This window comes from Isobaculum melis (assembly GCF_900111355.1).
Taxonomy (GTDB): Bacteria; Bacillota; Bacilli; order Lactobacillales; family Carnobacteriaceae; genus Isobaculum; species Isobaculum melis.
Genome location: NZ_FOHA01000013.1, coordinates 13028 through 39939, shown reverse-complemented (window position 1 = coordinate 39939; position 26912 = coordinate 13028). Strand labels below are relative to the sequence as shown.

22 protein-coding genes are annotated in these 26912 nt (G+C 36.1%); 4 read left to right on the top strand and 18 right to left on the bottom strand.

The window, feature by feature from the left end; translation table 11 throughout:
* Window positions 1–104: 104 nt before the first annotated feature.
* Window positions 105–1382 carry an MFS transporter gene (locus BMW29_RS09940; RefSeq protein ID WP_092652949.1) on the bottom strand — a complete coding sequence of 426 codons (1278 nt, stop codon included), beginning with the start codon at window positions 1380–1382 and terminating at the stop codon, window positions 105–107.
* Window positions 1375–2688: an alkaline phosphatase family protein gene (locus tag BMW29_RS09935; protein WP_092652947.1), complete on the bottom strand. Its 1314-nt coding sequence runs from the start codon at window positions 2686–2688 to the stop codon at window positions 1375–1377. The genes BMW29_RS09940 and BMW29_RS09935 overlap by 8 nt, the downstream gene beginning before the upstream one ends.
* A gap of 226 nt (window positions 2689–2914) precedes the next feature.
* Here BMW29_RS09935 and BMW29_RS09930 point away from each other — a divergent pair, with 226 nt between their 5' ends.
* Window positions 2915–3448 (top strand): 3'-5' exonuclease, encoded by a 534-nt coding sequence (locus tag BMW29_RS09930; protein ID WP_092652945.1) that lies wholly within the window; start codon window positions 2915–2917, stop codon window positions 3446–3448.
* Between the two features lie 429 nt (window positions 3449–3877).
* Here the strand turns inward: BMW29_RS09930 and BMW29_RS09925 are convergent, their stop codons facing one another.
* From BMW29_RS09925 to BMW29_RS09915, 3 genes are all read right to left on the bottom strand, one after another.
* Window positions 3878–4402: a GNAT family N-acetyltransferase gene (locus tag BMW29_RS09925; RefSeq protein WP_092652943.1), complete on the bottom strand. Its 525-nt coding sequence runs from the start codon at window positions 4400–4402 to the stop codon at window positions 3878–3880.
* A 16-nt stretch (window positions 4403–4418) separates the two neighbouring features.
* Complete coding sequence (gene tsaE / locus BMW29_RS09920) at window positions 4419–4889, bottom strand: tRNA (adenosine(37)-N6)-threonylcarbamoyltransferase complex ATPase subunit type 1 TsaE (RefSeq protein WP_092652941.1); 471 nt, start codon at window positions 4887–4889, stop codon at window positions 4419–4421.
* Window positions 4890–5016: 127 nt separating this feature from the next.
* Entirely contained in the window at window positions 5017–6990 is a 1974-nt protein-coding gene (locus BMW29_RS09915; RefSeq protein WP_177165740.1) for a leucine-rich repeat protein, read from the bottom strand.
* A gap of 269 nt (window positions 6991–7259) precedes the next feature.
* On the opposite strand from BMW29_RS09915, the gene BMW29_RS09910 reads away from it, so the two are divergent.
* A complete protein-coding gene (locus BMW29_RS09910; protein ID WP_092652937.1) occupies window positions 7260–8990 on the top strand; it encodes a hypothetical protein in 1731 nt (576 codons plus the stop codon).
* 55 nt (window positions 8991–9045) lie between these two features.
* Here BMW29_RS09910 and BMW29_RS09905 read toward each other — a convergent pair whose 3' ends face one another.
* The 7 genes from BMW29_RS09905 to BMW29_RS09875 form a co-directional block, all read right to left on the bottom strand.
* Window positions 9046–9852 (bottom strand): Imm26 family immunity protein, encoded by an 807-nt coding sequence (locus tag BMW29_RS09905; RefSeq protein ID WP_092652935.1) that lies wholly within the window; start codon window positions 9850–9852, stop codon window positions 9046–9048.
* A gap of 12 nt (window positions 9853–9864) precedes the next feature.
* Window positions 9865–10320, bottom strand: coding sequence for an ASCH domain-containing protein (locus BMW29_RS09900; protein WP_092652933.1), 456 nt, complete (start codon window positions 10318–10320; stop codon window positions 9865–9867).
* A gap of 73 nt (window positions 10321–10393) precedes the next feature.
* On the bottom strand, window positions 10394–13060 hold the full coding sequence (locus tag BMW29_RS09895; protein WP_092652931.1) for a cation-translocating P-type ATPase: 2667 nt from the start codon (window positions 13058–13060) through the stop codon (window positions 10394–10396).
* A 404-nt stretch (window positions 13061–13464) separates the two neighbouring features.
* The gene (locus BMW29_RS09890; protein WP_092652929.1) at window positions 13465–14001 is read right to left on the bottom strand and encodes a hypothetical protein; all 537 of its coding nucleotides are present in this window, start codon (window positions 13999–14001) and stop codon (window positions 13465–13467) included.
* Between the two features lie 189 nt (window positions 14002–14190).
* The gene (gene murB / locus BMW29_RS09885; protein WP_092652927.1) at window positions 14191–15090 is read right to left on the bottom strand and encodes a UDP-N-acetylmuramate dehydrogenase; all 900 of its coding nucleotides are present in this window, start codon (window positions 15088–15090) and stop codon (window positions 14191–14193) included.
* Between the two features lie 77 nt (window positions 15091–15167).
* A complete protein-coding gene (locus tag BMW29_RS09880) occupies window positions 15168–15869 on the bottom strand; it encodes a GntR family transcriptional regulator (protein ID WP_092652925.1) in 702 nt (233 codons plus the stop codon).
* Window positions 15870–15933: 64 nt separating this feature from the next.
* Entirely contained in the window at window positions 15934–16839 is a 906-nt protein-coding gene (locus BMW29_RS09875; protein WP_092652923.1) for a Gfo/Idh/MocA family protein, read from the bottom strand.
* A 160-nt stretch (window positions 16840–16999) separates the two neighbouring features.
* Between BMW29_RS09875 and BMW29_RS09870 the strand changes: the two genes are divergently transcribed.
* Window positions 17000–17761: an exodeoxyribonuclease III gene (locus BMW29_RS09870; RefSeq protein WP_092652921.1), complete on the top strand. Its 762-nt coding sequence runs from the start codon at window positions 17000–17002 to the stop codon at window positions 17759–17761.
* 16 nt (window positions 17762–17777) lie between these two features.
* Entirely contained in the window at window positions 17778–18383 is a 606-nt protein-coding gene (locus BMW29_RS09865) for a DNA-3-methyladenine glycosylase (RefSeq protein WP_092652919.1), read from the top strand.
* Between the two features lie 86 nt (window positions 18384–18469).
* Here the strand turns inward: BMW29_RS09865 and BMW29_RS09860 are convergent, their stop codons facing one another.
* The 6 genes from BMW29_RS09860 to BMW29_RS09835 form a co-directional block, all read right to left on the bottom strand.
* The gene (locus tag BMW29_RS09860) at window positions 18470–19150 is read right to left on the bottom strand and encodes a response regulator (protein WP_092652916.1); all 681 of its coding nucleotides are present in this window, start codon (window positions 19148–19150) and stop codon (window positions 18470–18472) included.
* A complete protein-coding gene (locus BMW29_RS09855) occupies window positions 19147–21855 on the bottom strand; it encodes a sensor histidine kinase (protein WP_092652914.1) in 2709 nt (902 codons plus the stop codon). Before BMW29_RS09855 ends, BMW29_RS09860 begins: the two co-directional genes overlap by 4 nt.
* A gap of 36 nt (window positions 21856–21891) precedes the next feature.
* Complete coding sequence (gene kdpC, locus BMW29_RS09850; protein ID WP_092652912.1) at window positions 21892–22458, bottom strand: K(+)-transporting ATPase subunit C; 567 nt, start codon at window positions 22456–22458, stop codon at window positions 21892–21894.
* A 24-nt stretch (window positions 22459–22482) separates the two neighbouring features.
* Entirely contained in the window at window positions 22483–24540 is a 2058-nt protein-coding gene (gene kdpB, locus BMW29_RS09845) for a potassium-transporting ATPase subunit KdpB (protein ID WP_092652910.1), read from the bottom strand.
* Between the two features lie 30 nt (window positions 24541–24570).
* Window positions 24571–26256 carry a potassium-transporting ATPase subunit KdpA gene (gene kdpA, locus BMW29_RS09840; protein ID WP_092652908.1) on the bottom strand — a complete coding sequence of 562 codons (1686 nt, stop codon included), beginning with the start codon at window positions 26254–26256 and terminating at the stop codon, window positions 24571–24573.
* Between the two features lie 250 nt (window positions 26257–26506).
* The gene (locus BMW29_RS09835) at window positions 26507–26884 is read right to left on the bottom strand and encodes a RidA family protein (protein WP_092652906.1); all 378 of its coding nucleotides are present in this window, start codon (window positions 26882–26884) and stop codon (window positions 26507–26509) included.
* Between the last annotated feature and the right edge of the window lie 28 nt (window positions 26885–26912).

The window sequence follows — 26912 nt, the reverse complement described above, 5'->3', positions numbered from 1 at the left end:
ATGTTTGATTTTGTTCGTTCATGTAGAATATAACACACCTATTTTTTTCTGTCAATTAAGCGCACAAAAAAAGACTTACGAAAACCTTCGCAAGTCTTACTAAATTATTTTTTCTGCTCAATTGGTGTTGAATCAACAAAATGAAGGAATATTCCGCCGACAATAAAAAGAATAATTAAAGCAAACACACCATCTGTTGAATGCCCCGTCACACTTGTAATAATCCCCACAATTAATGGTCCCATAACAGCAGCAAACTTCCCAAAAATATTATAGAAGCCAAAGAATTCATTGCTACTTTCTTGAGGGATAATTTGTGCAAACAATGAACGACTAAGAGATTGAATGCCTCCTTGTGCAGTCCCAACTAAAACTGCTAAAATAATAAATTTTAGCATAGAATCCATTTGAATCGCAAACAAACAAATACCAACATAAGTCAAAATCCCAATAAATATCATGCGCTTATTACCAAAATGCTTTGCCAATACACCATATAAAATCGAAAATGGGAAAGCAACAAATTGAACAATCAACATAATCACAATTAAGTTATTTGCAGAAATGCCAATATCTGTTCCAAAAGTGGTAGCCATTGTAAAGATTGTCCCGACTCCATCAATATAGAAGAAATACCCTAACAAAAATAAGAAAACATTGCGATATTGACGGATATGCTTCAGGGTTTGCCATAAGCGTTTAAAGCTATGAGCAACCACATGAGGCGGCTTTTCAATATATGTTTTTTGCTTCACATTTTTCCAATAAGGAATTGTAAATATAAACCACCATAAAGCGGTTAAAATAAAGGCATATTTGGTTAATAAGCCTGTTGAAATTGGCAAGATACCTGTCAACTGGAAAAAGATAAAAATCATAAAAGGAATTGTACTCCCAATATAGCCCCAGCCAAATCCAGAACTAGATACCCGGTCCATTCGCTCACTTGTTGTAGCATCTACTAATGAAGCATCATAAAAAATATTAGATGCCGCAAAGCCAACTGAAGATAAAGTATATAAAATGAGAAGTAATTGCCAGCTATCATCAGGTACAAATGCAAATAATAGTGTAGCGATGACCCCTAACATGGTCGCTAAAGTGAACAATGGATTGCGGTACCCCTTATAATCTGCTAAAGTGCCTAATAAAGGTGCTAAGACAGATACAATCAAGGTAGATAGTGCATTTACATAGCCCCACCAAGCAGTAGAAGAGGCGTCACTTATCCCATTACTTTCAGTAATCGCTTTAAAGAATAGTGGAAAAACTGCAGTTGTAATCATAATGGAGTAAGCAGAGTTTGCCCAGTCTTGTAAAATCCAACTTTTTTCTAATTTCGTATACTTAAATGGCTTCTTTTTTTCCTTTATCTCATCCATTTGTTAGCTCCTCTTCCTCATCAGCCCTAACATTTTGTGCAAATAATTCTTCTAAAACGACACCTTCGATTTTATTGGGAAATGATAACCCCATAATTTTTGCAAAAGTAGGCGCTTCATCTACCAACCTTCCATAAGGTATTCTAGCTGTCTCATCCATTCCAGGACCTGAAATAAATAAAGTCGTTGCATAATCAGGTTTATCAGGAGAATAGCCATGTGTTCCCTTATATAAATGATTAGATGCTTGAACTTTTTCAATCATCGGTCCATTCATCTCATCTAAAAAAAAGTAACCTGCATAGCCCTCAATTAAAAAGGTACATGCTGGATCTGCCCCTAACGAGGTGGCTTCTTTTTTACTATAAATCATTTCAAATTCTTCATTATATTGCTCTAAACATTGACGAACGTGATTAAGGTTAATACCTGGTTTGGTATAAATATAGCAAGCACCATCAGCAGACTTTGCAATCACATCCCAGTGCTTAAGCTCTCCTTTACGATTGCACTTAATCCAACCTCTTTGCTGAAAATCTTTATTTAAACGAATCGCTGTGTGTAAATCAATTTGATAATGATCTCCTAAAACAGCAATCACTGTATCTTTTAAAATATCCTTATAGGCCATCACTTGTAGGATTTCACCCAGACGTTCATCCATTCTTCTAATCGCGGCCTGTGTTTCTGGTGTATTGACACCATATTGATGGCGCATACTGTCTAAATCAACAAAATGAACGGCTAAAAAGTCTGGATTTTTTGTTTTAATGGTCTCCACAATGCTTGCAGTGAGAAAATCATCTAATTCAGGTTGCGCAATACCATTTCTTAAATGACCAAACTTGCGATTTAATTGATAAATAAAGGAAGCGGAGGAAGCATACAGCGAAACCCCTACTTGGCTTTGCCATTTTCTATTTGGAAAAATTTCAACAAAGTTATAATCAATTTGCTTGCTTCTTCCAGTGACAGGCCATAAAAAGCTTGCTGTTTGATAACCCGCAGACTTGGCCAGATCAAATAACGTTGGCACTTGAATATCTTTTGCATACCAATGCCAATCAGGCGACATACGCTTAGGCTGTAAAAAAGTATTATTCACAATCCCATGTGTTTTAGGAGAGACTCCTGTCACAATCGAGGTATGTGCCATATAGGTCAGCGATGGATACACACTTTTTACCTCTTTTACTTGTGCACTTCTATCTAATAAATATTTAAAATGAGGGAGTGTTTGAGCATAGGCAAGGTCTTTTGAACCAAATGCATCTAAAGAAATCATATAAAATCGTTGCTTTTTCATTGATATTCCTCAATTCTTATGACGTGATAGTCAAACTAGTTGTTCCTATTATTACATACATTCTGTTAAATAAAAAGAAAAAATTAGAACCAAGTACTAATTTATTCTTTATTTTTTTATAAAATCAAACTGATTCTGACTTTCTACAACTAGTAATCAGCAGGAAAGCGCGTTATAATAAAATAAATGCAGGATAGCATATCTAACCAGAAAAGAGAGGACCAACATGGATTTTATTGCCTTTGATTTTGAAACGGCCAATCACGAAAAGCATAGTGCTTGTTCTGTTGCCCTAACTTTTGTAAAAAATAATCAAATTACAAATGAATATTACACCTTGATTAAACCTGAGACCCCATTTTTTTGGCGAAATATCCAAGTTCATGGGATTAAAGAAGAGGATGTCGCCTTAGCGCCCTACTTCCCTGAAGTTTGGTATCATTTAAAAGATTACTTTACTGAAAACCAGTTAATTGTGGCACATAATATGAACTTTGATAAAAGTATTTTAGCAGGCTGTTTAGATTATTATGGTATGCCGGCTCCCCATTACAAAACTTTATGTACCGTTCAATCTAGCCGTAAATTACTGCCAGCTAGTAGCAATCATCGCTTAAATACAGTTTGTGATTATCTGAATATCCCGTTTGAAAATCATCATCATGCTTTAGCTGATAGCAATGCTTGCGCGAAGATTCTTTTACATTTGGAAGAACAATTTGGTGAACAAGCACTGAAACCATTTATTAAATCTATTTAAATTTAAAAGTCGTTTTATTCATTAGCAATTATTGCTTTGAATAAAACGACTTTTTGCTATTTAATCCATGAAAAAATAGGCTATTTGTGTAATAAGTGTTGGGCCTTATAAGCTTTATAGGCTCTTCTTTTTAAGATCATTCTACGAACACTCGCTTTGATTGAACGTTGCTCATCCATGACAATCAATACGAGTCCTAAAACGCCATATATTAATACCCCGAAAAACATAAATCCATACATTTGTAAAAAGTTCATATTAAAACCCTCATTTCATTTATTTTGTTATTCATCATTTCGACTTGTTAAATACATCTTAGCACACAGAACAAACGTTTGTCAAACATTTGTTCTGTTTTGTTCTAAAAAAATAAAAAAGTTTTAGAGAAAACACTCTAAAACCTTTTTAAATCAGCGAATAAATTCAATTTTAGCCATCAATCAGCAAACTCATCAACCGAACAGAATGGAAATCTCCGTTTAAACAAATCCCTCTTTCCATGAGTCCTTCTGTTTGAAAACCAAATTTTTCATATAAGCGAACGGCTCGTTGATTTCTTTCTTGAACGGTTAGTTCTAACCTACGAATCAGACCAGTTGTTTGGCTCCAATAAATTAATTCATCTAATAACAGACTACCCACGCCAAAGCCCCAGTAATCTTTTAAAATACTGATACCAATCTCACCAACATGCTGGATTTTTTTATTAGTATCAGCTGTTACAGAAGCTAGTCCAATGATTTTATTGCCTGCAATTGCCACTAACATGAGATTATTAGGTAAATCTATCCTATTTTGAAGATATTCTTTTTCTTGTGCAACCGTTAATACTTGCTGCTCTGTCCCTAACAATAAATAATCTGTTTCTTGACCTACTTGTTTTAGCAACGCTAAAATATCAACAGCATCTTCTGGAATGACTTCTCGCAGCTCAACAGTTATTTCTTCAGTCACTTTTTGCTACCTCCTTTTAAAGTTGCTTTTCTAATACCGTTAATAACTGCTCATAATGTGTTCCAACAGCTTTAAAATGAATTTTTCTTCCCTCAACATCATTTGTTTCAACATTCAATGTGATTTCTAAATAAGTCTGTGGTAAATTTTTAGCTACCAGATGTGCCCATTCCACAACGGAAAAGCCATCTCCTTCGAAATATTCCTCTAAGCCCAAATCATCTGCACCACTATCTTCTAAACGATAAACATCCATATGATAGAAAGGTAATCTGCCTTGATGGTATTCTTTAATGATGGTAAAGGTTGGACTCTTAATTGTTTTTTGAATCCCTAAGCCTAGTGCTAACCCTTTACTAAAAGTCGTTTTTCCAGCACCTAGATTTCCTTCTAGCAAGATGACATCACCTGGCTCAACTAAGGCAGCAAGCTTTAATGCGATTTGTTTTGTTTCTTCTTCATTTTTGACAAGTAGCGTCTTTTCCATCTTATTCCTCACCCTTTAATTCTAATATATGTAGTATAACAGAAAATGAAACTTTTTATAAAATTTAATCTGAAAGCAATGAAAAACCTAGACTGTTTGGTCTAGGTTTAATTTTTTGAAAACTAGGTTATTTTTTCTTAAAGCGCCAAATAACAATTGCTAAAACAATGACAATTAAGCCAATCACAATTGGCATTTTACTAGAAGTTTCTCCAGTTTGTGGTAATTTAGGTGTAGTCTTAGTTTGATTGGTTGGATCGTTTGATTCTTTTATAGGTGCTACTTTTTCTTGAACTGTGATAGTTGCTGTCTGTAGCTGACCCTCATATGAATAAGTTACTTGATATTGACCAACTTTACTTGTATCAACCACTCCTTCAGCTGTTACAAGATCAAAATTAATGGCTTGTCCATCTCTATTCGTAGCTGAGACAAAATTATCCTGTGGTGTCCATGTTTCACCAATATAAAGTGTAGAATCTTTGACTTCAATAGCTGTTAGATCCTTGTTAGCAGTATATTTCTGTGTAATCGTTCCGCTAAATTCGCCAGCTCGAGAGCTAGTAGACCAGGAAGCGTCAAACGAACCTGTTGCTGCTAAGTTTGTCCAATGAATACTATTTGTTTCTGACTGATAAGTTCCTGCTGGTGTTGCCATTCTTAAAGCTATTGGATTTAAGTCAGCAGCACTCCCATCAATCGCAGTTATCAGTAAATCATTTTGTGTATATTGCGTATCATAAAAAACAACATCCGGTAAGTTGATGGTTTGATTAGATGCATCTAGTTCAGCTAGTAAGTTGAACGAGTTAAGTGGACTGATATCTGCAATCTGATTATGACTAATGTTCAATCTCTCCAAATGAGAAGGTTTCTTTGGCTTCATTGAGCTAACATCATGAATTTGATTATGAGATAAATCGATTCTTCTTGTTTGATCCCAAAAAGTTAGAGAGCTAATATCAGTAATCTGGTTGTGACTTAAATCGAGATAATAACCGTGATAATCAATAAAGCTCACATCACTAATTTGATTATTGGCTAGTTCTAAAAATGCAAGCTTTTTAAAATCAAGGCTGCTAATGTCACTCACTTGATTATTCGACATGTGCAAAGTCGTCATTTTTTTTAGTGGAATAAGCGGACTGATATCACTTACCTGATTGTCAGTCAAAATTAATTGTTGGATTTCAACGAGATTTTTAAGTGGACTCAAATCCGAAATTTGATTATTAGTTAAGCTTAAAAAATCAAGAGTAGCCAATTTACTTAGTGGCATCAAATCACTAATTTGATTATGATCTAAATCCAAAGTTTTGAGAGCTGATAAACCAGCAAGTGGTGTCAAATCACTAATTTGATTATCAGATAGGTTTAAATTGCTGAGTTCAGTTAAAGAGCTGATTGTTTGAATGGAACTAATCTTATTCCCAGATAAATCAACATACCATAACGAAACCAGATGAGAAAGGGAGCTGATATCGCTAATATTATTGTTAGGCAGACGCAATATTGTTAACTTAGTAAGATTCGCTAATGGCGAAAGATCTTCAACAGCATTGTCAGCTAATCTGATACTCACTAAATTATTGGCAAATTCGAGTCCCTTAAGATTTGAAATGGTACCTTCCTGTATCTCTATACGGGATAATCTCCTCAAGGAGTCTTTTGTAATCTCTTCTACTGGTATTGCCAATGTTCTCGCTACTTCTTGTTGTAGAACTGGATCTGGCATCCATGAAGAGAGGGGTTCAACGGCAGACGGATTCGTCTGGTTAGTTGTGTTATCTATTCTGGTGTTTTCTACTTCAGCCACATTACTTTCAGTTAATACTTCTTCTGTAATTGGCTCCTCTTTTACGGCCTCTTCTGCTTCACTTACCTCATTGAAGCTATTTTCAGTTTCTGAATCTTGTTTACTATCTTCTGCTGCTATTTCTTCATCTTCCGTAGAAGTGCTTTCATTTGTTGTATTTAGTTCAGAGTTGTTACTCGTATGTATTTCCTGCTGAGTTTCATCTGCATTTGAGATACCACTTAGACTGATTTGAGAAAACAAAATAATGATACTAAAAATGCTCAGTTTTTTACTTAATTTCATCGAAAACGCATCCTTTATTAAATTTTGCATATATAGTTATATGAAATTATATTATACTATAAAACTTATCTTTTGAGAAGACTTTATTATATTCTCCTACTAACCCCTTTAACAAAGGTTTGATTTAATGGCTCATAGTAATTAGTTCAAAATATACATGAAGCTCTTTTTATGTTTATATAACAAGTAATCTTTCTTAGCGGATTCCTTTTTTATTCTGTGTTAAAATAGAATAAAATGAAATGCAAAAATAAAAGGAGTGCGTGTTAATGATTTGGGATCTACTAAATATCGAACAAACAGTCAACTGGAAAGACATCCAACAGGCTTATTTTGAACAATGGCTACACACTTTAGGTACCCACTATTATGAAGACCTACCAGAATTATATGCTGCCTACATAAAAGCTTCTAAAACGGCTCTTAAACTTGATACTTCAACAAAAAAAGAAAAATTTCAATTATCTAGCCAAGTAAATGATGCAACAAAAGAAGCGATTGAACAATTACAAACTTTATTCCAACAAAATCAGCGATTGGATTTACTTACAACATGGAAAAAATTTTTCCTATCCCCTACTTTTTTAGCGGTTCAATATGATGATGAGTGGATAGAAGTTCTTGCACAATTTTTACAACATTATCAAAAACAACAACTATTACCAATGCCATTTTTAGTTGTTTTTTCCATGAGCTATGGTTTATTTGCTGATACGATGCCCATCCTTTCACATGCTTTTTTTACTTATGATCCACATAAAGAAAAGTCGCCTGTTACACTTTATTCCTTGCTTAAAGTCATTGCTTTTGAATCTCTTGAAAGGCAAATCGATTTATTAAAACAGCTTCATAAAAAAGAAAATCTTTCTACTTGGATTACATTTACAAATTATCGTAGCTTGAGACTAGCACATGAAGCGCCAGCCATTCGGATGACACTACCGTTTTATGAGTTTGTTCCTTACTACGAAAGAGAATATCTTTGGCAAGAAGCAATCTATCCGCTAACCTATCAAGTTTATCCTATTATCAAAGTACCTCGTGAGCCTGAGACCATTGATCTGTTAGTTTATTTTATTCAACATTATCAACAGATGCCGCTTGATTTTTACATCATGCTAGTTGAAATTTTTTCCTTACAGCAACTAAAAGATGCTCAATACCAACCAATTAAAGATGCGTTAGAATCCATTCATTTAAATATTGCCAAATTAGATATCTTGGGTAAAACAGCTCAAAAAGAGAAAAAGGCGTTATTAAACCAATATGCAGCTTTTTGTCAGGATGAGGCTGGAGAAGCACAATTGCCACAAATTCAAGCTTATTTTGCAAGTGAACCTTTTCAAAAATATATGCTGACAAGTGCTTTTTTACTGGATTTTGTCTATCTTGTAGAAACACATCCTCAAATTTCTTATTCATTATGGAAAGAATTATTCCTTACTTATCAAACAAGTTATCAAAAGGAACAGGAGCAACGATTGAATGATTGGTCATTTTTCCTTGAAACACTTCGAGAAGGCGCTTTTGAAAAATATTGGTTTATGTTTAAAAATAAGAAACGCTTTGATGAACACTCTTATGAGCACTTTATTGAAACCGAACAAACGCGGACAGAAGCAGATCGAAAAGCCAAGGAGGTTCCTGAAGAAAAACAAAAAGAATGGCTCCTCCAATATATCTATTTAGATGCTTTTTCTAGAAAAGGCATTCGGACGATTTATAGAGAGCATCTATTTGAACAAATCCAGCAATTTGGTCAGCAAAAGACCTATCAATATGATATGGAATCTGATGGTAAAATAATCATTTATTACCAACTTGAACAAGTCGTTTTATATTTTAGTTTAGTTAAAGAAAAGGTCACACTTTCTCATGAAGCTTATGCTTCACTTTTAGAAGAAATGGTGACACTTTATCAAGAGACTTTCTTTTGTATGGCTAAGGAGAAACTACTGTTTCAAGAGGCTTTAGCTTGCATTAGAAAAAATAGTAAATAAAAAAAGATTCTCTTTTTCTAGAGAATCTTTTTTTGTTTACGCTATTCACCTATTATCACACACCAGCATGTTTATTACGATAAGCATTTCTTGCTTCTTGTGTTAAGACTTGTGCTGTTTTAGGCCTTGCAATGTTAGAAAGTAAGAGTTGGTCGTAATAATCTTCTTTATACAAAATATTCCAAGGCTCTAAGCCATAGTAAGCATTTCCTAAAGCCGTCATGATTGTACCACCATAAGAAGTATTGGCATTTACTCGTTGTGCTTTTGACATAAAACACTGCATATGATGAAGTACTTTATAAGTGCCATTATTTAGTGGTTCATTATCTATATTTAAAACAGTAATGACCTGACTTACTGCTAATTCAGCATCTCCAACTTTTTCTTGACTTTTTTTCAATTCAAATAGTAAACAAATGGGTGAACTTTTAGTTAAGTATGTATCAATGACTTGGCCAAACATAAAGGTACCATCCATTAATGGGATGCTAAAAACATCTCCAATCTGCCATCTTTGAGGTTTTGGCCGTTTCCAAGTCTTTAAAGTTGTCATGATTTGCTCTTTTTCGAGAGTTGTTAGTTGCTCTTCACTAGCAGCTAAATGATTGATACATTCAGCCACACAATAAATAGTTGTTGCGCTTCGGCTAGTTAGCGATGTCCTATCTGCTTCATAATCAATCGTTGGTTTAGGTTTTAAAGCTGGTATTTTATTTAATTCTTTTTTTAACCTAGCAACTGCTTCTGATTGATAATCAGTTTCAAATAAAGTGGCTAAATCTTCAAAAATTTCAAAGACTGTAAGTGTTTCTGAAGGTAGCTGAATGTCAATTTTTCCGAATGTTATTTTTTTACTCAAAGATTTTCCCCCTTAAGTTTCATTAGAAAGTAATTTTACCACTTCAAACCAAATACAATGTAGCAGTACATCATTTGAAAATGGTTGATCAATCCTTGCTAACTGCTGCGTATAATAAGGCAGATGGATGGCTAACCAATTTGCTAAGCTGCCATCGCCCTCTTCTTTTGCAAACTGCTCATCAATGTCACCAAATCTTTGGATTGTAGTACGCACTACTTTTACCACTGCTACTGCATCACTATCACCGTTTAATAATAAGGCATAATCTCCAACTTCGCTGATTTTTGCTTCTCGGTAGTCATACAATTCAAGTAAGGACGAGGTGGCTATTTTTTCACCAGCTAAAACTAACTCGGCTAGCTCATCTGCCATTTCTTTTGTGTTACCAAATGTCATTAATTCAGGGGTTGGCTGGTTACTGATGTTCAACTCTTTTTGACAAGTCTGCCATAATTTTTCATGCATAGGCTTCACTCCTTTAGGTGTATATTATGTAATGAAAAGGCTAAACCAAATTGGCTTAGACTTTTCTACTGAATTATTTTACAAGTTTACGTTGGAAAAATTTCACGATTTCAACAATTGGCACAATCGCAAATGAAGCAACGAATACTGCTAACCATTGATAAGAATCTAGATGTGCTACGTTAAAGGCATCGTTTAAGCCAGGGACTAAAATAGTTGCCGCTAATAAAACAAATGACAACAAGACTGCCCAGTTAAATGATTTATTTTTAAATGCGCCCACTGAGAATAATGAACCATGAATGGATTTTACGTTAAAGGCGTGGAACAATTGAATCAAACCAAGTGTTGCAAAGGCCATTGTACTTGCATCTAAGTGTGCTGCATCATAGCCAGCATGTACTGGGAATGTGATTGCCCACCAGTAAATCCCTAAAGTAATCCCACCTTCAATAATCCCTTGATAAATAATACTTGGGAAAACACCATTAGAGAAGAAGTTTGAATTGCGACCTCTTGGTTTTTGTTTCATGACATCTTTTTCAGCTGGCTCTAAACCTAAAGCAATCGCTGGGAATGTATCTGTTACAAGGTTAATCCATAAAATATGGACAGGTGTTAAAATGGTCCAGCCAACCATTGTTGCGATGAATAGGGTTAAGACTTCACCTAGGTTAGCAGATAATAGATATTGAATTGATTTTTGAATATTAGAGAAGACTTTACGTCCTTCTTCAACGGCTACGATAATGGTTGAGAAGTTATCATCCGCTAGGACCATTTCGCTGGCACCTTTAGAAACCTCAGTACCAGTAATCCCCATACCAATCCCAATATCGGCTGTTTTAAGTGCCGGTGCATCATTGACACCATCACCTGTCATCGCCACAATCTTGCCTTTTTTCTGCCATGCTTTCACAATACGCACTTTATGCTCAGGAGAAACACGGGCATAGACTGAGTATTTGGTAACCGCTGTTGCAAATTCTTCATCTGAAAGCTCATTTAATTCTGCACCTGTAATCACTGCATCATCATTGCCTTCTTCAACAATTCCTAGACGTGTCGCAATTGCTTGTGCAGTATCGCGGTGGTCACCTGTAATCATAATTGGGCGAATACCCGCTTCGCGAGCTGTTGCAACTGCATCTTTTGCTTCTGGACGTTCTGGGTCAATCATCCCAATCATTCCTGCATAAATTAACTCTTGTTCAACAACTTCTGAATCCATTTCAGCTGGGATTGCATCTACTTGGCGGTAAGCCATTGCTAGCACACGTAGTGCTTGTTTGGCTAAATTGTGGTTCGTTGCTAAAATTAATGCATGCATTTCTTGATCCATTGGTTTTACTTCACCGTTTACTACATAATGGGTACAACGTTTGAGTAATTCATCTGGTGCACCTTTTGTTGCAATTTGGTAGCCACCAGTTGATAATTCATTGATTGTTGACATTAATTTACGATCTGAATCAAATGGCACTTCGCCAACACGAGGCTCGCTTGTATTTAAGCCATTCACATCTAGGCCTTTATCTAATGAGAATTGAACCATCGCTGTTTCAGTTGGATCTCCAATTAATGAACCATCAGAAGAAATTTTTGTATCATTACTTAATGTCATAATTTGAACAATTGGTAAGGTTGTATCAATCGCTTCGCTTGCATCCTGTAAGGTGCCATTAACGAAAACTTTTTCAACAGTCATTTGATTTAAAGTTAAGGTTCCGGTTTTATCAGAACAAATAATCTCCGTACTACCTAAGGTTTCAACTGCAGGTAATTTACGGACAATCGCATTTCTTTTAGCCATTTTTTGTGTTCCTAAAGCTAAAATAATCGTAACAATTGCTGGTAATCCTTCTGGAATCGCTGCTACAGCTAATGAAATTGAAGTTAATAACATATCAATAGCTTCTTTACCGCCGTTAATCCCAACAACAAACATCACAGCCGCTACAACTAAAATCGCAATCGTTAAATATTTACCAAGCTGATTTAAGTTTTCTTGTAAAGGTGTTTTTGTTTCATCAGCAGTTGCGAGCATATCCGCAATTTTACCAACTTCAGTATTCATTCCAGTGCCAACAACGACTGCTATTCCGCGACCATAAGTTACATTACTATTCATAAAGCCCATGTTGGTACGATCCCCAATACCAACCTCAGCATCTTCAATCTTATTCATACTTTTCTCAACAGGTACAGATTCACCTGTTAAGGCTGCTTCTTCAATTTTTAATGAAGCAATCTCTAAGAAACGCACATCTGCTGGTACCACATCTCCAGCTTCAAGCAAGATAATATCTCCTGGTACAAGCTCTTCACTTTTCAGTGTCACCACATGTCCATCACGTTTAACACGAGCATGAGGAGAGGACATCATTTTTAATGCATTAATCGCTTGCTCAGCTTTTGCTTCTTGGAAGACACCAAGAATGGCATTTACAACCACAACTAACATAATAATCACAGCATCTGTTACATCCCCAAAGAAGCCAGAAATAATCGCTGCAGCCATTAAGACAATAATCATAAAATCTTTAAATTGCTCTAAAAATTTTACAAATAAGCTTTTTGTTTTTCCTTCATCTAATTGGTTTGCACCATACGACGCCAAACGTTTTTTTGCCTCAGCATCTGAAAGACCTTCGACTGCTGTCCCTAAATTACTTAGTACTTCTTCCTCCGTTTGTGTATAAAACACACCTTGGACTTGTTGCTTTTTCTCTTCTACCATGAAAATCCTCCTTATATTTTGTTGGACTGTATCCGCCTTTTAACAAAAAAAGACCTATGCATGCTTTTTGCTCTTTCAAAGCAAACATACATAAGTCTCACTATTTAAGATAACACCAGAAGAAATTGCCGCTTCAACATGATTGTTGATGTTATCACAGCCTAAGCTGCTAGTTACTCCCCTATGGACAGTACCAAATTTTCATTGCTCGTTCATTATACACAATCCCAGAATCAGGTGCAACTTTTTTAGCTGATTTAGTAAGTTATCTATCCAATTCCCTTTAAAATAAGGAAGAGGAAGCAATCAAAAAAAGATAATGAATGTAAGTGACTATCATTCATTATCTTTATAAAACTACTGGTTAATGAGCCTGATCTGATAAAACGTTAAACTAGCTAAATTTATTGGATAGCATCTGTATCTTCTTGCGTAATAATCTGATTAACTAATTCAGTTCCTTCTGGACTAAGGTAGATTACTTGGATTTTCACATCAGGAAACAAGCCTTTTGACCCATCTATTGTAGGTTTTAGACCTTTTATTAATGTTGGTCTTAAAGCTTCTTGATCAATGGCTACCGCAGGATTTTGTGAAAATGTATAAGTATAGATAATTGTCGTGTCTTTGCCTTCTTCAATTTTGATATCAGAGTAAATATCCCCAGCTTGCGCTTTGATTGCGGGAATTTGTGATTGAGCCGCTTCAATCGACAATTGAAACATTTCTGAATTTCCTAATTCTGTTTTGGCCTCTGATTCTGGTTTTGGTTCTGGTTTGGATTCTGATTTTTCAGAAGTTTTTTTCTCTTCTTTTTTTGTTGAAGATGCTGAACTTTCTTCTTTCTTAGAACTATCTGAGTTTTTAGCACCATTTGAACAGGCACCTAAAGTGATAATCATTAGTGCAGCAAGCATAAGTGTTACATATTTCTTTTTCATAAAAATCTCCTTTTAAACTTTATTTTCCAACTACATATTAAATACTAAAACAGGTTCCTCATATTACAATTCGACAATGAAGCATTCTTAAGAGGCAAAAAAATTGGGAAGGTTCAGAGTTGAACTTTGTTCAATCTGTATCATGTCTCTAAGGATTAAAAATCCTAAGAGGCATGACAAGCTAATCAGCTAATCTTCTCCAATAATCTTCACTTCTGTTTCTAATACGACATCAAATTCAGCTAAAATAACTGCTTGGATATGTTGAATCAAGTCAATATAATCTGTAGCTGTTGCTTGATTAATATTCACAATAAAGCCTGCATGCTTCATTGAAACTTGAGCGCCACCAATCATATGACCTTGTAAATGCGCATCTTGGATCAGTTTCCCTGTAAAATAACCAGGAGGACGCTTAAAGACACTCCCACAAGAAGGGTATTCTAATGGTTGCTTTGCTTCTCTTAGCTCAGTTAACTCTTTCATACGCTCTTCAATTAAAGGCTTCATGCCATGCTTTAACGCAAAGGTCGCACTTAAAACAATGGCACCACTGCTTTGGATACTGCTCATACGATAGCTAAAAGCCAATTCTTCATTGCTGACTTCAATGATTTCACCAGCTTTTGTTAACAGAATTGCACTCGCTAATACTTCACTGATTTCTCCACCATAAGCACCTGCATTCATATAAACTGCACCACCAATACTTCCTGGTATCCCACAAGCAAAGGCCATTCCTTCTAAGCTATGATCTAGTGCAACATAAGTGGTATCAATCAGTTTCGCGCCACTTTGAGCTGTTATGTTGTTTCCTTCTACTTGAATGGCATTCATTTCTGTTAAAATCATGGTTACACCACGAATTCCGCCATCTTTGACAATCAAATTACTGGCATTCCCTAAAACGGTTAGCGGTTCATCATTTTCATTACTCCAAAGTAAGACCTGCTGTACTTCCTCTATTGTTTTAGGAAATACTAAAATATCTGCTGGCCCACCTGTTTTTGTATAGGTGTATAAGGATAAAGGTTCATTCTTTTTAATAATTAGTTGAGGTGCACCCTCAATTAAATTTTCTATCTTCATCAGCTTGTCCTCAAATCTTTATTAATAGTCAATCGCTCTTTCATTATTCTACCATGAATTGCCAATTTTTAAATCACTTATTTATTTTTCTTAATGGCATCAAAAAATTGATAGGATTTCATTGCTGCTTGGTAGTGACAAATCCGATATAAAAAGGGGCAACCCGTTCTTAAAAAAGAGAGCTTTTCCACCTTTAAAATGGGATGATTGTCAGTACAGTTTAAATGCAGCTTATCCACTTCATTTGCGACTACTGCTGAAATGGTATAGGAAGTATCTCCCAATTTCAGTCCTAATTCAAATTCAATATAGTGATACAAATCTTGCTCAAGAGTCTCCTGTGTAATTCCTGGAATAACCTGTTCCGGAATGAACCAATGTTCTAAAGCATAAGGTCTTTCATTTCGATAACGAATAAAGGTCGCAGCATAAACGTTTTGCTGTGCTGAGATAGCTAATTGTTGTTGTAACAATTGATGTGGATGCTTTTTTTCAAAAGAAAGCATTTGCTTAAGATAACTAAATTGCTTTGTTTGTTGCTTTTTCTGATATGTAGAAATTTTCTGTAGCTTCTCATGTTGCACAACAAAAGTCCCCAAACCTCTGCTGCTATAGATAACTCCCTCTTCCTTTAAAATATCTAAGGCTTTTTTGACAGTCATACGACTCACACCAAATTCAGTGGCTAGTTCTTGCTGGTTTGGTAAAGCATACTGAAAATTATATTCATCATTTTTGATTCTTTCAGAGACAATATGAACAATGTGTTGATATTTCATCCTCTCACTCCTTTTTTAGATAACGAAAAAAGATACTACATAAAGTAATATCTTTCTCACATAGCTAAACGCTTTCTTTTTGAACAATTTTATGACAAATGTCATGACTAACAATTGTTTCTTGAATTGAGATTGGACTTTCCAATGTAGCTAAGCTTTCTACAAAAGCTTCTATTATAGAAACAAAGCCTCTCTTTTCTAATGTAGATGTCCAGTCACTAAATTCATTTATTTTTTCACTATCTTTTGTTAAAGTTTTCATTTTTACCATATTTTCTACTTGATAAGTGGCGCTTGGAGTCATGACTTCTACCCATTCACGATTGGCTCCAGCCTTAAAATTAGTAATGGCAATACCTGTTGTGGTCTCGGTATGAAGCTGAATCATTACTTGAGAAACAACTTCACCCTCTAGCTTTTTATGCACAGAAAAATGGGTCAGATTGCCTCCTAGTAAATAACACATGGTATCAACAACATGAATAAAATCATCATAAATCGCATATTGATTTTCCTTGATGGTATCCACACGATTTTTCTCCATAATGATCATATTCTTAGCTGGGATTGCAGCTAATTCTTGATAAAAAGGTGCAAATCTCCGATTAAAGCCTGTCATTAATATCAAGTTTTTTGCTTCTGCCAATTGTAGTAAGCGAGCCGTTTCCCGGATATCTTCTGAAATTGGCTTATCCACATAAACATGAATCCCTTCATTTAATAACAATTCGATGATTTCAGCATGTGTTGGTGTTGCAGTATGAACAAACGCAGCTTCAATACCACTTTCAATCAATGCCGTCAGCGATGAATAGTGATACTCAAAATGATATTTTTCACAAATAGCGGCTAATTTTTCTTGGTTTCTTGTATAAAAATGCCATTCCACACGATCATTCATTTCTGCCATCACAGGTAAGTAAGCTTTTTGAGAAATATTTCCTAATCCAATAACACCGATCTTCTTCATCTACTCAACACGCCCTTTCATTCTTTGACTTTATCTTAACAAAAAAAAGAAAAAGTTGAAATCGTTTAGACTTTTAATCAAAGTAATGTCATTTTGCGAATCTTCATTTTTGCGATACAATAGAAAATAGAATCAATTAAGAGAAAGAGGGGCAAATTAAATGAAACTCATTTCATGGAATGTAAACGGCCTTCGTGCTGTGGTCAAAAAAGGATTTATGGATATTTTTAATGCATTAGATGCTGATTTCTTCTGTTTACAAGAAACCAAATTGCAAGAAGGACAAATTGAGCTAGACTTACCTGGCTATGAACAATATTGGAATTATGCAGAAAAAAAGGGCTATTCAGGAACAGCTATCTTTACTAAAAGAAAACCTTTAAATGTCTATTATGGTATGGATAAAGCGGAGCATGATCAGGAAGGACGATTGATTACGCTTGAGTATGCAACTTATTATGTTGTGACGGTTTATACTCCAAACTCTCAAAGCGAGCTAAAACGCTTAGATTATCGGATGCAGTGGGAATCAGATTTCCTAGACTATTTATTGGATTTAAATCAGAAGAAGCCTGTAATTATGTGTGGTGATTTAAACGTTGCCCATCAAAATATTGATTTAAAAAATTGGAAAACGAACCAAAAAAATGCAGGATTTACACCGGAAGAACGCGCTAAATTCACAGATTTTCTAGCGAATGGCTTTATTGATACTTTCCGCTATTTCCATCCTGATACTGAAGGAGAATATTCTTGGTGGAGTTATCGTTTTAATGCAAGAGCTAATAATGCAGGGTGGCGCATTGATTATTTCTGTGTTTCAGATACATTAAAGGCACAACTTTCATCTGCATCCATTCATCAAGAAATTGTAGGAAGCGACCATTGTCCTGTTGAATTACAAATTGATTTAGCTGATTAAGTAAGGAGTGTCACCAATGGATTTTATAGAACCAGCAACAACTGAAACAGCCAAAGCATTATTAGGAAAATTATTATTGCATGAAACAGAACATGGGCTGGTTGGTGGCTATATTGTGGAAACAGAAGCTTATGTTGGCGCTGAGGATAGAGCTTGTCATACATTTGATAATAAACGAACCCCTAGGCTAGCCTCGATGTATGAAAAAGGCGGTACCATCTATATTTATTCCATGCATACCCAACACATGCTGAATATTGTGACCAAAGAAAAAGATATGCCAGAAGCCGTTTTAATTCGAGCGATTCAGCCTCTAACTAATCAAAAGCTTATGATTAAAAACCGAGGAAAAGAAGGGCTCCTCTTAACTAATGGACCAGGAAAATTGACACAAGCTTTAGCCATTACAACAGCATTAGATGGTCAGTTATTGAATGAAGGAAAGCTTTTCCTGCATCCCTCTGATCAGCTCCTTCCTAAAGCAGTCATCGCTAGTCCACGAATTGGCATTCCAAATAAAGGCAAATGGACAGCAGCCCTTTTACGTTATCATGTGGCTGGAAATCCTTATGTTTCTGGAATGAAAAAAAGGGAAATGCTTCCGGTTCATGAAACTTGGTAATAAGCAAAAAAATCAGAAAATAGCTTAAATGCTACTTTTCTGATTTTTTATTTTCGATGAATAATCAGCAAGCTACTCCATTCCTATTAACATTCCACCATCCGATACCCCACACCAATTTCCGTTAAAATATAAACTGGTTCAGCAGGATTAACTTCAATTTTCCTACGAATATTGGACATATTTACTCTTAAAGATTGATTTTCTAAGGAATAAGGCCCCCAAACTTCTTTCGCAATATAATCATGTGTTAGCACTTTTCCAATATTCAAAGCTAAAAGTTGAATAATCTTATATTCTGTTGGTGTTAAATGAACCTGCTTGCCTTCAATTTGGACAAAGCGTTTATCAAAATCAATTTCAAACGCACCATTGCTTAATTTCCCAGCTGAGCCTTCTTTTTTCTTCACATGGCGCAAAGCTGTACGGATTCTTGCGAGCAATTCAGAGGTGCCAAATGGTTTTGTGATATAATCATCTGCACCTTCATCTAGCGCTAGTACTTTCTCACTTTCATCGCTTCTAGCAGAAACGACAATAATAGGTACCTCTGACCAGCTTCTAATATTTTTTAACACATCGATGCCATCTTGATCTGGTAAACCCAAATCAAGAATGACCACATCAGGAGACCATAAAGCACACATGCTGACCCCTTCTGTTCCTTTAGCAGCATGTAAAACTTTATAAGCATTTCCCTGTAAAATAGCCGTCATAAAATTCACAATCGCTAAGTCATCTTCAATCATCAAAACAGTTGTTGTCATGATGTGGCTCCTTCCTTAATGGGTAATGAAAATCTGAATACTGCGCCACCTTGGGCTTTATTAACCGCTTCAATGGTGCCACCATGTGCAGTCACAATTGTTTTACAAATAGACAAACCAATGCCCATGCCTCTTGAAGAATCAACCGGTATATCCTCTCTGGCCTCTCCTAATTGCTGAAATAGCACTGGAACACGTTCTTTGGCAATGCCAATACCATCATCACTGACTTCAAAAATCGCAAAATCTGGTTTCTTTTTGACGGTGATCATCACAGGCTCTTTAGAGCGCGCATGTTTAATCGCATTTTCTATCAAATTAATCAATACTTGCTCAATTAATGTCCCATCCATCGGAATCATCAGCAATTCTTCTGGTACTTTGACAGTCAAGGATTGCCCTTTAAAACGTTTGCGAATCTTACCAACTGCTGCTCCAACAACTTCTTCTACAGCTTCTGGCGTTTTTTTAACCTTCATGGTGCCTTCATCAATTCTTGTGACAGATAATAAATTTTCTACCATTCGAATCAACCATTCTGCATCTTCTTTCATATCTGTTAATAAACTTTTCTTTAACTCAGCAGGTAATTGTTGCTCCTCTTCCAATAAAACCGAACTGGCTCCTAGAATCCCAGTAAGCGGTGTTCGTAAATCATGGGAAATTGCACGCAATAAATTACCACGCATCTTCTCTTTTTCATTTTCCACCATAATTTGCTGTTGCTCTGCTGCCAAGCGTTGTCTTTCTAATGCTAAAGAAAGTTGAGAGGTTAACATTTTTAAAAAGTTTTGCTGTTCATAGGTTAGTGGCTGTTTTTTATCAATTAAAATGCCAATAACTGCTAATACCTTACCTTGAGAAATGACTGGAAAATAATGGCCTTTAGCGCCCATTAAGGTATCCGTTCCAAAACCTGCAATTTTATGATTATTAAAGACCCAATTGGCTACACCTTGTTCATCACCTGAAGCCAACGCTTGATAATCTTGCTTATTTTGATAGGTTAAAATATTTAATTGTTGCTGTGCATGTGGTTTTTCAGTATAAAAAATCACACTTCGTTCAATAGCTTGCACAAGATATTCATTGGTTAATTGAACAATTTTAGTTAAATTTCTAGTTGACAGCAAACTCTTATTTAGATCATATAAAACCGACATTTGATGCTCTTTCTCAATAGAATCTCGGGCTTGATTTTTTAATCGTATCATGATGTTACTGGTAAATAAAGCCCCTATCAACATAATTAATAAGGTAATCGGATAACCAGGTTTATAAACCGTCAATGAGTTCAACGGCTCAACAAAAAACCAATTAAATAAAATCACACTAATTCCTGAAGCGAGCACACCATAAAAATAACCTGTTGTCACTCTGGAAATCATCACCACAAATAATAAGTAAACAATGATAACATTTTGATCACCAATTCCTAAATAAGTCACAACCTCAGATAATAAAGTAGCAGCAATTAGCAGTCCTACTGTTTTGAACAAATCTACCAGTAGAATTTTTTTAGGAATCAATTGTTTAAAAGAAGCCTTTTCTTTTTTCAAACGCGGTTCCTGTTCTGCTAGTGGAATAATGTGTAATTCAACATGATTTAACCGCTTCATTAGCTCATCTTCAATATCCTGTTTCAACCATTTAAAATGCCCAAAGCGATGACGGTATTTACCAACAATAATATCTGTCACACTTGTTAACTTAGCATATTGGGTAATCACCTCAACTGGTTGATCCCCTATTAAGGTCACAACTTCTGCACCTAAACGTTCAGCTAACACTTGATTTGCCTTCCTCTTCTGTTGCTCTTCCTCAGAGGTTTCCTCATCACTTTTCTCAACAATTAAAACGACCCATTCTCCATGAAAAGCATTGGCTAGTCGGGCTGTCCAACGAATACATTTTTCAGCTCCCTGTTGGTCCAAATGATGGATGCAAGTTAACAATCGAACATGAACCCTTTTTTCCTTATAAACATCTTCAATTCGATTGTCCATACTAATATGATCGGCTGCTTTACGAATCGCAATTTCTCGCAATAGTTTTAAATTTTCTTTTGTAAAAAAATGATTCATGGCCTTTCTAGCACGCTCTGGACGATAAATCTTCCCTTCCTTTAAGCGACTCAGCAACTCTTCTGGCTCAATATCAATCAGCTTCATTTCAGCATGACTTAAGAAACTATCTGGCACAGTCTCCTGTACACGAATTTGAGAAATTTCTTCAATAATATCATTTAAGCTTTCCAAGTGTTGTACATTGACTGTTGTATAAACATCAATGCCAGCTCGTAGTAACTCTTCAATGTCTTGATAACGTTTCTTATTCCTGGATCCAATCACATTGGTATGTGCTAATTCATCGACTAAAATCAAATCTGGCGCGAGTGCTAATGCAGCATCTAAATCAAACTCTTCTAACTGCATATTTTTATAATGTAATTTTTTAGTTGGAATCCTTTCAAAGCCTTCCATTAAAGCTAAAGTATCTGGTCGAACATGAGGTTCAATATAGCCTAAAATGACTTGCTTGCCTAAAGCCACTTGCTTTTTAGCGGCTTTTAACATGCCATAGGTTTTTCCGACACCAGCTGCATAGCCAAAGAAAACCTTTAATTTTCCCGCTCCAGTTTCCTCCATTTGTTCAACCTGCAATAACAATTGGTCTGGATCTGGTCGATTTAATTCTTCCCCCATGTCCTACTCCTCACTTTCTGATTCACTTTAAACTATTTATTCTAGTTCATCTAAAGCGATATTCACACCTAGTACATTGACTCTTGATTCTCCTATTGTACCAAAAAGTTTCCCACTTGTATGGTCTTGAATCACTTTCTCAACAGCTTCCTGTGAAATCTGACGTTCTTTTGCAATTCTTGCTACTTGATATTGCGCTGCTTCTAATGAAATCTCTGGGTCTACACCACTGCCAGACTGTGTCACTAAATCCATGGGAATCGCTTGCTGATTGGTTGGATCAAGCGCTTTAAAAAAGGCCACACGTTGCGCCACTAAATCCTCCTGTTCCTTACCAACTGGTGACAATTGACTAGCTGTTCCAACTGGTCGCCCAATTAAATACTGTGATTCAGTAAAGGGTTGTCCTAATAATTGTGACCCCACATTTTTCTTACTCCCATCCGCTGCAGATACCGTCACAATGCTGCCATTTGCTTGTTGATAAAAAAACAATTGACCCATTCCTGTTACCAAAAGCGTATATCCTAACCCACAAATCAATGTCATAATAAGTAATAAACGAAATGCTGGCTGCAAATTTTCTTTGATAAAAGCTTTCATTTTAAGTCGCTCCTTCTTTTCTAATTAACCTACACCAATCACTGTTAACACAACATCAATCAATTTAATTGCAATAAATGGTGCAACCAAGCCACCCAAACCATAGACCAATAAATTATGTCGCAAAATTTGACTGGCAGGCATTTCTTTATAGCTCACTCCCTTTAAAGATAAAGGAATCAATGCCACAATAATCAATGCATTGTAAATAATCGCAGATAAGATCGCACTGGTTGGACTATTTAACCCCATCAGATTTAGCGCGTCTAATTGTGGATAAATGGCATAAAATAACACCGGAATAATCGCAAAATATTTTGCAACATCATTGGCAATACTAAAAGTTGTTAACGCACCGCGTGTCATGAGTAACTGTTTCCCAATCCGAACAATATCAATCAGCTTAGTTGGGCTTGAATCCAAATCAATCATATTGCCAGCTTCTTTTGCTGCTTGTGTGCCTGTATTCATTGCTACTGCCACATCCGCTTGCGCTAAAGCTGGTGCATCATTGGTGCCATCGCCAGTCATCGCCACCAAATGACCTTCCTCTTGATACTGGCGAATTAACTGCAACTTAGCTTCTGGTGTTGCTTCTGCTAGGAAATCATCGACCCCAGCCTCAGCTGCAATCGCAGCAGCAGTCATTGGATTATCACCTGTGATCATAATGGTTTTAATCCCCATCGCACGCATATCTTCAAAGCGTTCTTTGACACCATTTTTCACAATATCCTTCAAATAAACGACACCTAAAACCGTTTTATTTTTCACAACAACGAGCGGTGTACCGCCTAGTCCAGCAACCTTTGCAACAATCTCATCACATTCAGCAGGATAAGTCCCACCAGCTTCCATCACAAATTTCTTCACAGTATCTGCAGCGCCCTTACGAATTTCATGCTCCTGATAGTCAATCCCACTCATTCTTGTCTTCGCAGAAAAATCAATAAAAGTTGCCTGTAACGCTTTAAAATCACGTCCCCGAATATCAAAACGCTCTTTAGCTAATACCACAATACTGCGTCCCTCAGCTGTTTCATCAGCAAGCGAGGATAATTGTGCAGCATCTGCCAGCTCAAACTCTTCTACACCAGCTACAGGTAAGAACTCACTCGCCTTCCGATTTCCTAAAGTGATTGTCCCTGTTTTATCTAGCATTAAAATATCAACATCACCAGCCGCTTCAATGGCACGACCACTCATCGCTAGGACATTGGCTTTATTTAAACGACTCATCCCTGCAATCCCAATTGAAGACAATAACGCCCCAATCGTTGTCGGTGCCAAACAAACAAGTAAGGCAATAATCACTGTCAATGAAAGCGCTGATCCACTTCCTGATAAGGCACTAGAATAACGTGTAAAAGGTAAAAGTGTTGCTGAAACCACTAAAAAGATTAGTGTTAAGGTAATCAATAAAATTTGCAAAGAAATTTCATTCGGTGTTTTCTTACGAGCAGAGCCTTCAACCATCGCAATCATCTTATCAAGAAAGCTTTCGCCACTTTCCGCCGTTACTTGAATGACTAACGCATCAGAAACGACTGTTGTTCCACCCGTCACAGCACTTCTATCGCCACCAGATTCTCTAATGACTGGAGCTGATTCACCAGTAATCGCACTTTCATCAACAGATGCCGCACCATCTACCACATCACCATCCATCGGAATTTGTTCTCCTGCTACAACATAAACCAAATCACCTTTTTTTAAATCAGAAGAAATCACTTCAGTCACCTGATCAAGGGCTTTAATCGATTTCACTTTTTTAGCAATGACTTCTTTTCTAGCACTTTTTAAACTATCTGCTTGCGCTCTACCACGCCCCTCTGCAATGGCTTCTGCAAAATTTGCAAAAAGAATGGTCACCCATAAAATCAAAGCAATCGCTAATGTGAAACCAGCTGATTGATCTTTTATGCCCATAAAGGATAAAAAGTAGAGTACAGTTGTTAAGATGGCACCTAAATAAACCACAAACATTACTGGATTCTTTAATTGGATTAATGGTGCACACTTTACTAGTGACTGCTTCAGTGCATCAACCATCATTGCTTTTCTTGATTCTGTTTCTTTCATTTTTTATGTCTCCTATCCTCTTAAACTACCTCATGAATGAATAAAAAAGTCTGCAATTGGTCCCAATCCCATTACTGGTAAAAAGCTTAAGGCACCAATTAATAGAATCACTCCCAGCAACATAAAGGTAAAGGTACCATTTGTAGTGGATAATGTACCTTCACTAACAGCAACCATTTTTTTCTTCCCTAAATTTTCACCTAAGAATAAAATAGCCGTCATTGGAATAAAGCGAACCAATAGCATGATACAGCCACCTAAAACATTCAAGAAGGTCGTGTTTGTTTCCATTCCAGCAAAAGCACTCCCATTATTATTTGCTAAGGAAGAAAAATTATAAAGCATTTCTGAAAAACCATGGGCTCCGCTATTTCCTAACCAAGCTGCAGAATCAGGATGCAAGGTAAAAATCATACTCCCTACTAAAGTCAAAATAGGTGGCGTTAAAATGACAAGACAAACCATCTTCATATCAAACGGTTCAATTTTCTTGCCTAAATACTCAGGTGTTCTTCCCACTAATAAACCTGCAATAAAAACAGTTAATAAAACAAAGGCAATCATGCCATAAAGACCACTACCCGCACCACCAAAGACAATCTCACCTAATTGCATAAGGAACATTGGAATCATTCCTCCAAGTGGTGTAAAGCTATCCATCATCGCATTGACAGACCCATTGGAAGCAGCAGTTGTACTAACTGCCCATAAACTAGACCAACCAATCCCAAATCGGACTTCTTTTCCTTCTAAATTGCCATTAGCCAAAACATCAGTAAAATGAGGAGCCATATAATATTCACTCATTGTGACCCCAATCAAAGCTAAAACCAATAAAATAAATGAGACAATCAAAATTGTTCTTCCTTGTTTCATCTCTTTAACAAATAAACCAAATGACACAATCAAAGCAACTGGAATAATCAAAATCGCAATATTTTCAACAAAGTTAGAAAAGACCGTTGGATTTTCAAATGGAAATGCTGAGTTTGCCCCAAAATACCCACCACCATTTGTGCCTAATTGTTTAATCGCAATTTGACTGGCCGCAGTCCCTAGAGGAACCAATACTTTTTCTCCTGTTTCTAATAAATAAGTTTCTACTGCACCGCCAAAAGATTGTACAACACCTTGTGAAACTAAAATCAAGGCAATAACTAGGGATAAGGGTAATAAAACATAGAGAACAGCTCTTGTTAAATCCTGCCAAAAGTTCCCTAAATTGCGACTATTTTTTGAGATAAACCCTCTTAATAAAGCAAATAAAACAGCGATTCCAACACCTGCCGAAACAAAATTTTGAACGGTTAAAGCCAACATTTGTGTCAATGGCGAAAGTGTTGTTTCCCCTGCATAAGCTTGCCAATTTGTATTGGTCACAAAGCTAATTGCTGTATTAAAGGCTAGACTTAAACTTGTCCCTTCCGCCCCATTAGGATTTCCCGGGAAATAACCTTGTAGCAACATAAAGAACATTACTGCAATAAAACTCAAAAATGAAAAAGCCAAGACAGAGAATGTATATTTTTTTGCATTCATTTCAACTTTAGCCTGTTTCCCTAACAACCGATAAATCATTTTTTCAAGAGGTGCTAAGAACGCACTTGTCCAGACATGCTTACCAGACATCACTTGATACGTATAAAAACCCAGTGGAATACCTAACCCAATTAAGACCACTAAAAACAAGAGCTGATTGATTAAGATAGCACTCATATTTGATCACCCCAAAATAAAATATAAATTAAATACATGAATAAACCTAAAGCCATCAATCCAACAAAAAGAATGACGAAATCCATGATGTACAACTCCTTTACCTAAGATAGCATTAGCTTAACAGGAAACTGATAAAGATAGTGTTAAGATGAGTGCTTGTGGTGTTAAGATTGTGTAAAGAAAAAATCGGCCGACAATAAAAAAGCTTTTAGCCCTAATTATTTTAGGTCTAAAAGCTTTTTTTATTTTATTTCGCAACGGCAATTGCTTCAACTTCAATTAAAACATCTTTTGGCAACCTGCTAACTTCCACACAAGAGCGAGCTGGAAAATTCTTGCCAAACATCTCCTCATACACTTGATTAAATACAGCAAAATTCGCCATATCACTAATAAAGCAAGTTGTTTTAATCACTGTTGAAAAATCCCCACCAGCTTCAGCTAGCACATGATACAAATTGGTTAATGTCTGTTTCGTTTGTACCGCAATATCTGTTCCAATCACTTCACCAGTTTCTGGATTCATAGCAATTTGTCCTGAAGTATAAATGATGCCTTTATAGACATTCGCTTGAACATAAGGGCCAATTGCTGCTGGTGCTTTTTCAGTTTGAACTTTTTTCATGTCCTATTTCCCCACTTTCATCACTTAC